Source organism: Paracraurococcus ruber (assembly GCF_004353985.1).
In the GTDB taxonomy this organism is placed as follows: Bacteria; Pseudomonadota; Alphaproteobacteria; order Acetobacterales; family Acetobacteraceae; genus Paracraurococcus; species Paracraurococcus ruber.
The window spans coordinates 1-2,918 of the sequence record NZ_SMOA01000452.1 but is presented as its reverse complement, the minus strand read 5'-3'; the positions used below and the strand labels follow the sequence as shown (position 1 = coordinate 2,918).

3 protein-coding genes are annotated in these 2,918 nt (G+C 72.4%); all 3 read left to right on the top strand.

Going from position 1 to position 2,918, the window contains the following annotated elements; all coding sequences use genetic code 11:
• The first annotated feature begins 61 nt into the window (after positions 1-61).
• The 3 genes from E2C05_RS30600 to E2C05_RS30590 all read left to right on the top strand — a co-directional run bounded on the left by E2C05_RS30600 (position 62) and on the right by E2C05_RS30590 (position 2,877).
• Positions 62-706: a LolA family protein gene (locus tag E2C05_RS30600; RefSeq protein WP_133223387.1), complete on the top strand. Its 645-nt coding sequence runs from the start codon at positions 62-64 to the stop codon at positions 704-706.
• A gap of 302 nt (positions 707-1,008) precedes the next feature.
• Positions 1,009-1,794 carry a gamma-glutamyl-gamma-aminobutyrate hydrolase family protein gene (locus E2C05_RS30595; protein ID WP_133223386.1) on the top strand — a complete coding sequence of 262 codons (786 nt, stop codon included), beginning with the start codon at positions 1,009-1,011 and terminating at the stop codon, positions 1,792-1,794.
• Positions 1,795-2,190: 396 nt separating this feature from the next.
• Entirely contained in the window at positions 2,191-2,877 is a 687-nt protein-coding gene (locus tag E2C05_RS30590; RefSeq protein WP_133223385.1) for a fumarylacetoacetate hydrolase family protein, read from the top strand.
• The last annotated feature ends 41 nt before the right edge of the window (positions 2,878-2,918 follow it).

Genomic DNA, 2,918 nt, shown 5'->3' with positions numbered 1-2,918 from the left:
CGGCGCGCCGGGCGGCCGGCGGGGCTTCCCCTGGCGCGCCGGCCGGGCCAGATCTCCGCCGATGCTCCGCCGCCCGCTGCTGGCCCTGCCGGCCCTGCTCCTCGCCGCCCCGCCGCTGCTTCGCCCGGCCCGGGCGCAGCCCGCCCGGCCGCTGTCCGAGCGCGACCGCGCCGATGTCGCCCGCGCCGAGGCCTGGCTCAACCGCCTGACCAGCCTGAAGGCGCGCTTCCTGCAGATCGCGCAGAACGGCGCCTCGGCCGAGGGCACCGGCTGGATCGTCCGGCCGGGCAAGATGCGCTTCGAATACGACCCGCCGGAGCCGCTGCTGCTGGTCGCCAGCTATGGCCAGTTCTTCTACTTCGACCGGCAGCTCAAGCAGGCGACGGTGCTGCCGATCGGCGCGACGCCGCTCGGCATCCTCATGCGGGACGACCTGTCGCTGTCGGGCGACGTGACCGTGACGCGGGTGGAGCGCGGCGGCGGGCTGCTGCGCATCACGCTGATCCGCGCCGGCCGCGCGGCGGAGGGCCGGCTGACGCTGGTGTTCAGCGACGACCCGGTCGAGCTGCGGCAATGGGCGGTGGTGGATGCGCAGGGGCAGGAGACGCGGGTGACGCTGTCCCAGCCCGAATATGGCGGCCGCTTCCCCAACCTGCTGTTCGACTTCAACGACCCGCGCTTCCGCGAGCAGCTGGGCATCCAGTAGCGGCGCCGGCGCTGCCCTGCCGCCGCGGGGCCGCTGCCATGCGGGCTGCGCGGGCCTCCTCCCGCCGCGGGCCGCCATATTGGCCATGCCGTCGCGGTCCGGCGCCCCCGCCGGGCGCCGTGGGCCGGTGCCCCGGATCGCGGTGCGCGGCAGCGCGCCGTGCCGCGGCCCGCCCGGGCGCGGGGTCGTCTGCCGGCATCGCGGCGCATGTTCAGGATGCAGCCACCGATGGCGTGAAAACTGCATCCATCCGCGGCCGAGACCTTGATCGTGCCGCATTCGGGGATGAAGCTGGACCCGTGATGAAACCGCTCATCGGCATATCCTGCTGCGTGAAGGCCTTCGGCATCTTCGCCACGCCCAACCACGCCGCGTCCGACAGCTATGTGCGCGTGGTGCTGGGGCCGGTCGGCGGCATCCCGGTGCTGCTGCCCGCGGCGGGAGAGGCGCTGGCGCCCGGCATCCTGCCGCGGCTGGACGGGCTGATCCTCACCGGCAGCCGGTCGAATGTCTGCCCGGAGCATTACCAGGGCCCGCCGCATGCCGAAGGCACGCCGGAGGACCATGCCCGCGACGCGACCACCCTGCCGCTGATCCGGGCGGCGATCGCCGCCGGGGTGCCGCTGCTGGCCATCTGCCGCGGCTTCCAGGAACTGAACGTGGCGCTGGGCGGCAGCCTGGACCAGCGGATCCAGGACCTGCCGGGGCGGATCGACCATTCCACCCCGTCCGACCAGCGGCTGCCGCGCATCCGGGTGGCCAAGGCGCATGGCGTGCGGCTGCAGCCGGGCTCCCTGGTGGCGGACCTGGCCGGGCGGACCGAGATCGCGGTGAACTCGCTGCACAACCAGGGCATCGCCCAGCTGGCGCCCCGCCTGGCGGCGGAGGCCTGGGCGCCGGACGGGACGATCGAGGCGGTGCGGGTGAAGGACGCGCCCGGCTTCGCCTATGGCGTCCAGTGGCACCCGGAATATGATTGGGAACGGGACGCGGTCTCCCGCACCCTGTTCGAGCGCTTCGGCGAGGCCTGCATCGCCTGGGCCCGGCGGCGCGACGCGGCGGCGCCGCTGGCGCAGGCCGCGGAATAGGCGGGGCGCGACGCCCGGGGTTGCGGTTGCAGCCGGTCACAGCTGCGCGACCCTGGCGCGATAGGGCGTCGTCGCATGGCTGCCACGCGCAAAGCCTTTTGCGTCCTGCCGCATGCTCAGCTAATATCCACAGGCCGGCCCGCCTATAATGGACCGGTGGCCGAGGCCGGTTTCCCCTGCCGGCTCGCCCGACCATTCCGATCGGAAGTAAGCAACAACGGCGCCCGGACACCCCCCTGTCCGGGCGCTTTTTTTGTGCTTGCTTCGTTGTCTCAGTGGGTTGGCGGCAATACTTGAGGCGACACGGCAGGAGTCTCCTGCGGCAGCGCATGGCTTCCGACAGGCCGGGGCCGCTGCTATGGCAGCCTGGCCACGCCCAAGGGAGTAATTCGCGGCATGTCCGACTACGTCATCGCCCCGCCGGTGATCGCGGCCGTCCCCATCCGGGGGAGCAGCCAGGTGTTCCCGGTCCGCCGGATCTTCTGCGTCGGCCGGAACTACGCCGAGCATGCCATCGAAATGGGCAGCGACCCGACGCGCGAGCCGCCCTTCTACTTCGCCAAGCCGGCCGATGCGCTGGTGGTGAACGACGCGGACATGCCCTACCCGCCGCAGACGAAGCAGCTGCACCATGAGATGGAGCTGGTGGTGGCCATCGGCTCGGCGGGCGAGAACATCCCGGTGGCGCAGGCGATGGCGCATGTCTGGGGCTACTGCGCCGGCCTCGACATGACCCGGCGCGACCTGCAGAACGAGGCGAAGAAGACCGGCCGTCCCTGGGACATGGGCAAGGGCTTCGACTTCTCCGCCCCGATGGGCGCGCTGGTCCCGGCCAGGGGCGTCGACGTCTCGAAGGGCCTGATCGAGCTGAAGGTCAACGGCAAGGTCGTCCAGACCTCGGACCTGTCGAAGCTGATCTGGTCGGTGCCGGAGGTGATCTCCAACCTCTCCCACCTGGTGCGGCTGGCGCCGGGCGACCTGATCATGACCGGCACGCCGGAAGGCGTCGCGGCGGTGCAGCGCGGCGACCTGCTGGAAGGCGTGGTCGAGGGCGTCGGCACGGTGCGCACGCGGATCGTCTGATCCGCCCGTCTCCGCTCGCGGGTCCGGGGGCCGCGGCGCCG

Bases quoted from the DNA above. Each gene is read 5' to 3' on its own strand.
- E2C05_RS30595 (WP_133223386.1), top strand. From the start codon at position 1,009: ATGAAACCGCTCATCGGCATATCCTGCTGCGTGAAGGCCTTCGGCATC.
- E2C05_RS30600 (WP_133223387.1), top strand. From the start codon at position 62: ATGCTCCGCCGCCCGCTGCTGGCCCTGCCGGCCCTGCTCCTCGCCGCC.
- E2C05_RS30590 (WP_133223385.1), top strand. From the start codon at position 2,191: ATGTCCGACTACGTCATCGCCCCGCCGGTGATCGCGGCCGTCCCCATC.